This is a genomic window from Williamsia sp. (assembly GCF_036566845.1).
Taxonomy (GTDB): domain Bacteria; phylum Actinomycetota; class Actinomycetes; order Mycobacteriales; family Mycobacteriaceae; genus Williamsia.
This window is the reverse complement of sequence record NZ_DATCVM010000179.1, coordinates 1-6295: the sequence shown is the minus strand read 5'-3', so window position 1 is coordinate 6295 and position 6295 is coordinate 1. Positions and strand designations below refer to the sequence as shown.

Genomic DNA, 6295 nt, shown 5'->3' with positions numbered 1-6295 from the left:
ATCGCCTGCAATCAGGCGTGCCTCGACCACGCCTTTGTCGGCAAGAAGGTGTCCTGCCTGCTCAATCCCCGCGCCGGACGAGAAACGACTCTGACCCTCGGTCCCACCCGCAAGGCCAAACGCGTCGCAGTTGTCGGTGCCGGCCCGGCCGGACTCTCCGCCGCCGTCGCCGCGGCGCAGCGCGGACACACCGTGCACCTTTTCGAGGCCGGCGAGCGCATCGGGGGCCAGTTCTCGATCGCCGCCCGGATCCCGGGCAAGGAAGAGTTCTCCGAGACGATCCGCTACTACAAACGGCAACTCGAGGTCACCGGAGTACAGGTTCACCTCAATGCCTGGATCAGTGCTGACGAACTCATCGAGCAGAAGTTCGACGATGTTGTTGTCGCGACCGGCGTCACGCCCCGGATGCCGAACATCCCCGGCATCGACCACCCGAAGGTGTTGTCCTATGCCGACGCCGTCCTCGGTCGCGGCGAGATCGGCAAGACCGTCGCGGTGATCGGTGCCGGCGGAATCGGATTCGACGTCAGCGAGTTCCTCACCGTCGACGACTCCCCCACCCTCAACCTGAAGGAGTGGAATGAGGAGTGGGGCATCACCGACGACCTCACCGTTCCCGGATTTGTCGGAAGGCCGCGGCCCACGCCGGCAAGCCGCAAGGTCTACCTCGTGCAGCGCAAGCCCGGACGTCAGGGCAAGACACTGGGCAAGACTTCCGGATGGGTTCACCGCGCCACCGTCAAAATGAAAGGTGTGGAACAGATTTCGGGCGCCGCCTACGACAAGATCGACGACGCCGGACTACACCTGAGCTTCGATCCGAAAGAGGAGGGTGGCCAGCGCACCACGCGCATCCTCGATGTCGACACCATCGTGGTGTGTGCCGGGCAGGAATCGGTACGCGATCTCATCGATCCGTTGACCGTAAACGGAGTGAACACCCACGTTATCGGTGGCGCTGACGTGGCAGCCGAACTCGATGCGAAGCGCGCAATCCGCCAGGGCACCGAGGTGGCCGCGAGTATCGTCTGACAGAGGCGAGAGGGGACTTCCGTGACCGCAGCTTTTCCAGACAGGCGGTGGGGTACGGACGCGGATTCCTCGGTCCGCAGGGCAATCCTGAAGGTGCTGTCCACCCGTCCCTGCTCGTGGATGCTTCGCAAATCCGCTCCGTTCGATCGACAGGTGATGGCGCGGAGCAAGGGTAAGTACACCGCTCTCGGCCCATTTGGACTCCCGACGATGTTGCTGACATCCATCGGCGCCAAGACGGGGCAGCGGCGGGTGTCACCACTCGCCTACCACCGGGAAGACCCCGACCTGTTCATCGTCGGTTCCAATTACGGGCAGGCGCATCATCCGGCGTGGACAACAAATCTGCTGGCGAACCCGCGAACGTGGGTCAACATCCGCCTTTCGGCCTCCTGAACCCGCCCCCGATACGATCTGCGCCATGGGTATTCCTGAGCCGTCATCGTCAGCGCGCGCCGTGGTCACCGGAGCCTCCTCGGGGATCGGTGCCGCCTTGGCCACAGAACTCGCCCGACGCGGGCATTCACTCATCCTGGTGGCCCGTCGGGGCGAGATCCTCCAGACCACGGCCACGCGGCTGAGCGACGAGTTCGGGATCGATGCCGAGGTCCGGGCAACCGATCTGTCCGATCCGGTGGCCACCGCCTCGCTGTGCGACGAACTGTCGACGCGCGAGATCTCGATCCTGTGCAACAACGCCGGAATCGCCACGTTCGGCGCGCTCGCCGAACTGGATCCTGAATACGAACGAGCTCAGGTGCGGCTGAACACCGTTGCCGTCCACGACCTGACGTTGGCGGTCCTGCCTCAGATGGTCGGCCGGGGTTCGGGCGGAATCCTCATGGTCGGCTCGGCCGCGGGCAACATGCCGATTCCACACAACGCCACTTACGCTGCATCGAAGGCCTTTGTGAACTCTTTTTCCGAGTCTCTGCGCGGCGAGGTGTCCGGCCAAGGCGTCTTTGTGACGCTGCTGGCACCGGGACCTGTTCGCACCCATACGCCGTCGCCGGAAGAAGCCAGCACCGTCGACCGGGTGGTGCCGGACTTCCTCTGGAACTCAAGTGAGTACGTGGCGACACTGAGCCTCGATGCGTTGCAACGCAACAAGATGCGCGTGGTGCCGGGTCTGCTGTCCAAGGCGATGTCGGTTGCGGGCGGATACACCCCACGCAAGTTCACCGCCCCGATCGTCGGCACCTTCTACCGAAAGTTCGGAGACTGATCGCCTAACCTCCGATCACTCTCAGAGCTACTTCCGTCGACGCTTGGCGGTACCGAAGATCGACCGGGTGATCTCCCGGCCCGCCACCGTTGCCGCCGACCGCAAGAAGCTCTTCACGGCCGAGCTTCCCAGCACCTCTTGGACCATGCTCGGTTCTTCTTTGGCCGGTGTGGGTTTCGGCGCCGGAGTCTGGGGCGCGGGAGCTTGCGGTGCAGACGTGGGCGCCGGTGACGTGACCACCTCGGACTCCGCCAGCACTTTCTCGTTGAGCTTCTCGTAAGCCGACTCTCGGTCGATAGTGGTCCCGTACTTCGTCTGGAGCCCACTGGCTGCCGCAGCGGCCATGATCGCGTCCGGACCGATCGTGTCCATCAACGACCTCGGTGCCCGGAGCATCGTCCACGCCACCGGGGTGGGCGCACCCTTTTCCGACAACACCGTCACGATCGCCTCGCCGGTACCCAGCGAGGTCAACGCCTCTTCGAGGTTGTAGGTGTCGGTGGTCGGATAGGTCCGGACCGTCTTCGACAACGCCTTCTGATCGTCGGGCGTGAACGCGCGCAGCGCATGTTGCACGCGGGCACCGAGTTGGGAGAGTACGTCGTTGGGGATGTCGGTCGGCTGCTGCGAGCAGAAGAACACACCCACCCCCTTCGATCGGATCAGCTTGACCGTCTGGACAACCTGCTCTTCGAAGGCCTTCGACGAATCGTTGAACAGCAGATGTGATTCGTCGAAGATGAACACCAGTTTGGGCTTGTCGACATCTCCGGCCTCCGGCAGGAATTGGAACAGCTCGGCCAGGATCCACATCAGGAACGTGGAGAACAACACCGGCCGGGCCGCCTGGTCGCCGAGCTCGAACAGCGTGACCATGCCCGTGCCGTCTGCGCTGAGACGGATCAGGTCCCCCGGCTCGATCTCCGGCTCGCCGAAGAAGGTATCGCCGCCATCGGCCTCCAGATTGGTCAGTGCGCGCAGGATCACGCCTGCGGTCGCAGCGGAGACCCCGCCGATGCCCTTGAGCTCCGGCTTGCCCTCGTCGCTGAGGAGGTGCGCGATCACCGCGCGAAGATCCTTCAGATCGAGCAGGGCGAGGCCCTTGGAGTCAGCCCAATGGAAGATCAACCCGAGTGTCGATTCCTGGGTGTTGTTGAGCCCCAGGACTTTGCTGAGCAAAATGGGACCGAACGAGGTGATGGTGGCCCGGATCGGGACCCCGATGCCCTCGGTGCCGAGCGACACGAACTCGACCGACCGGCCGGCCGGCGTCCAATCGTCGCCCGTATCAGCAGCGCGCGCCGCCACTTTGTCGTTGGTGGTTCCGGGCCGACTGAGCCCGGAGAGGTCCCCCTTGATGTCGGCCATCACGACGGGCACACCTGCGGCGGACAGCTGCTCGGCGATCACCTGCAGGGTCTTGGTCTTGCCGGTACCGGTCGCTCCCGCGATCAATCCGTGCCGGTTCATCATCGCCAGCGGAATCCGCACCCTGGCAGTCGGATCAGCCTTTCCGTCAACAACCACCGTGCCCAGCTCGAGTGCAACGCCGTCGGTCGCATAGCCCGCCGCGATCTTCTGCGCCGGTGATAGTTCCTCGGTCAACGGGTGTCCTCTCGGGTGACTGGCCAGTGAATGGCGGCTCCTGGGGGCAAACAGTATCGCTGAACTAAGGTGAAGTGGTGCAAGACAAACTTGTGTGGATCGACTGCGAGATGACCGGGCTGCAATTGAGCAGCGACAAACTCATCGAAATCGCAGCATTGGTCACCGACAGCGAACTGAACATCTTGGGCGACGGCGTAGACGTTGTCATCCATGCCGACGACGACGCCCTGGCCGCGATGCCCGACGTCGTCAAGAAGATGCATGCCGCCTCCGGCCTGACCGAGGAGGTGCGTCGCTCCACGGTCACTCTCGACGAGGCCGAGAAGATGGTGCTGGAGTACCTGCGTTCGGAGGTCGGCTCTGCCGGTGCCGCCCCCTTGGCAGGCAACTCGATCGCCACCGACCGGGGCTTCATCGCACGCGATATGCCGAAGCTCGACGGCTACCTGCATTACCGCATGGTCGACGTCAGCTCGATCAAGGAGCTGTGCCGCCGCTGGTACCCCAAGATCTACTTCGGTCAGCCGCAGAAGGGGCTTTCCCATCGCGCACTGGCCGATATCCGCGAATCCATCCGCGAACTCAAGTACTACCGCGAAACCGCGTTCGTGGCGCTGCCCGGACCAGACAGCGCAGCCATCGAAGAAGTGGTGAAAACACTCGGTCCAGCTTGATCAACCGCAGGTCAGGACCCGATTGGAGTTTCTGCCCGGCATACCGCTAAAGTTAGTTCCGGTTCCGCTGAGCGGATACCGATGGTGGGCGTAGTTCAGTTGGTAGAGCACCAGATTGTGATTCTGGCTGTCGCGGGTTCGAGTCCCGTCGTCCACCCCAGAGGTCAGAGGCGGTTTTAGCTTCTGACAGACAGAGGGTCGAAAACCCCGCGTGCACCATATGTGCACCGGGGTGACCTCCGTAAATAGATCGACCCCCGCAGGTGTTACAGCACCTTGCAGGGGTCTCGGCTATACGGAGTAGACCCGCATGAACCGTTCTCGCAGTCTATCTGCGCACTCCCCGAACTTTGCACTACGCCGCACTATTGGCGTCACCATTGCCGCTGTCCTGGCCCTCATTGCCATGTACGGCGGCTTCTTTGCTGTCTGCGCCGTGATGGTCGCCACCGGACTGGCCGCATGAACCAGCAACGACTTGAGCGTCTGCACACGGAAGCCCGACAGTTCAGCGAACAAGCGCAACAAGAGGGCAACAGACTCTTAGCCGCCTACGAGCGTGGCCGGTCAGACGCTATCCGCCAAATATTGGAAGCGCACCGTCTAGACCAACTGATGACCCGATGAGCTGCCGCCTCAGCGTGACCAACAGGGCTCCGAGTCGATCAGTTCGTCACCGGATGAACCCGCACGCCAACCTCATCGATTTCTACATCGGTGGTCACTGCGATGAACTCCCGAGCCATCAAATCAACTTCATCCTCGCTGTAGGCCTGTGTCAGGCCGTCCAGTTCGGGAATCCGGACCATCCACCACTTGCCGTCCCGGTACACCTCAACGTCATACGTCTTCATCCGGCAACCGTATCCGGACCGGGGGTGGTGACGCCCCTGAATTGATTGCTGGTCGTTCTTCTCGGCAGGCCCGACCTAAACCAGCCTGCCCCGGTCACGTGCCGACAGCGCAAGGCGTCCCGAACCGGCGAGACGCACCACCCCGAAGTCTGATCAATTTTGACGGTGGTCATATTCCGAGACCCCGCACCGTTCCGGTGCCGTGGGGCTAGGAATGCTGGGGATGACGAGCGTCGGCGGAAAATGGGCTTGGGCCATGGGGGGTCATCGAGGGGCCGCCCGTAGGCCCGCTGACAACAATCCTTGTCACCACACAGCGACTTTCGGCGAAACACCGACGATGCCCCTCGCGGTGCCATACCCATGAACCGTGACCAACGACAACGAGAACAAGCCCGCACCAAAGAAGCGCAACTACAAGTCCGATCCCAAGTTGCACGACTACATCGATCGCGTAGTCGCCCAAGCCCCTCCCATGACCGAAGAGCAAAAGGACTCCATCCGGGCCCTGCTGACATACGGCGCTAGCCAAGCTGCTCGCAAACGAGCCCCGAAATCGGGGCGTCCGACAGAAAGCGATAAACCAACGTGAACACCACCGAACTCGAAGCAGAGTCCAGGACCATCAACGCAGACGGAAGCGTCACCACCTTGTGGCTGGAAACCACCGAGCGGTGCCGCTGGGCCAGCTCTGGCCCACTCGCTGGAACTATCCACGTCGACGTCCACACCACCCAACATAACGGCTCCACACAAGGTGAACCGCACCGGCGAGTCCGGAGACTTTGTTTTTTGTGAAGTCGGTCAGCTTGCGTGCTGTCCGATGCCTTGATTGTAGTAGAGCTGCTCACACTCGATCGGCGGCATGTCGCCGCAGTACTCGTAGAGCCTGTCGTGGT

8 protein-coding genes and 1 tRNA gene are annotated in these 6295 nt (G+C 62.6%); 7 read left to right on the top strand and 2 right to left on the bottom strand.

Features of this window, described 5'->3' with window-relative positions:
• From VIQ49_RS16770 to cmrA, 3 genes are all read left to right on the top strand, one after another.
• Positions 1-1035 (top strand): FAD-dependent oxidoreductase (locus VIQ49_RS16770; protein WP_331886622.1); only part of this gene is annotated, 1035 nt, incomplete at its 5' end.
• Between the two features lie 21 nt (positions 1036-1056).
• Positions 1057-1431 carry a nitroreductase/quinone reductase family protein gene (locus VIQ49_RS16765; protein ID WP_331886620.1) on the top strand — a complete coding sequence of 125 codons (375 nt, stop codon included), beginning with the start codon at positions 1057-1059 and terminating at the stop codon, positions 1429-1431.
• Positions 1432-1456: 25 nt separating this feature from the next.
• The gene (gene cmrA, locus VIQ49_RS16760) at positions 1457-2260 is read left to right on the top strand and encodes a mycolate reductase (RefSeq protein WP_331886618.1); all 804 of its coding nucleotides are present in this window, start codon (positions 1457-1459) and stop codon (positions 2258-2260) included.
• Positions 2261-2287: 27 nt separating this feature from the next.
• On the opposite strand, the gene VIQ49_RS16755 is transcribed toward cmrA, so the two are convergent.
• Positions 2288-3865 carry a helicase HerA-like domain-containing protein gene (locus VIQ49_RS16755; protein ID WP_331886616.1) on the bottom strand — a complete coding sequence of 526 codons (1578 nt, stop codon included), beginning with the start codon at positions 3863-3865 and terminating at the stop codon, positions 2288-2290.
• Positions 3866-3942: 77 nt separating this feature from the next.
• On the opposite strand from VIQ49_RS16755, the gene orn reads away from it, so the two are divergent.
• The 3 genes from orn (at position 3943) to VIQ49_RS16740 (ending at position 5008) form a co-directional block, all read left to right on the top strand.
• Entirely contained in the window at positions 3943-4542 is a 600-nt protein-coding gene (gene orn, locus VIQ49_RS16750; protein ID WP_331886614.1) for an oligoribonuclease, read from the top strand.
• Positions 4543-4626: 84 nt separating this feature from the next.
• A tRNA-His gene (locus tag VIQ49_RS16745) sits at positions 4627-4702 on the top strand.
• 150 nt (positions 4703-4852) lie between these two features.
• Entirely contained in the window at positions 4853-5008 is a 156-nt protein-coding gene (locus tag VIQ49_RS16740) for a hypothetical protein (RefSeq protein WP_331886612.1), read from the top strand.
• Between the two features lie 199 nt (positions 5009-5207).
• On the opposite strand, the gene VIQ49_RS16735 is transcribed toward VIQ49_RS16740, so the two are convergent.
• Positions 5208-5396: a hypothetical protein gene (locus VIQ49_RS16735; RefSeq protein ID WP_331886610.1), complete on the bottom strand. Its 189-nt coding sequence runs from the start codon at positions 5394-5396 to the stop codon at positions 5208-5210.
• 370 nt (positions 5397-5766) lie between these two features.
• Between VIQ49_RS16735 and VIQ49_RS16730 the strand changes: the two genes are divergently transcribed.
• Entirely contained in the window at positions 5767-5988 is a 222-nt protein-coding gene (locus VIQ49_RS16730) for a hypothetical protein (protein ID WP_331886608.1), read from the top strand.
• Positions 5989-6295 lie beyond the last annotated feature (307 nt).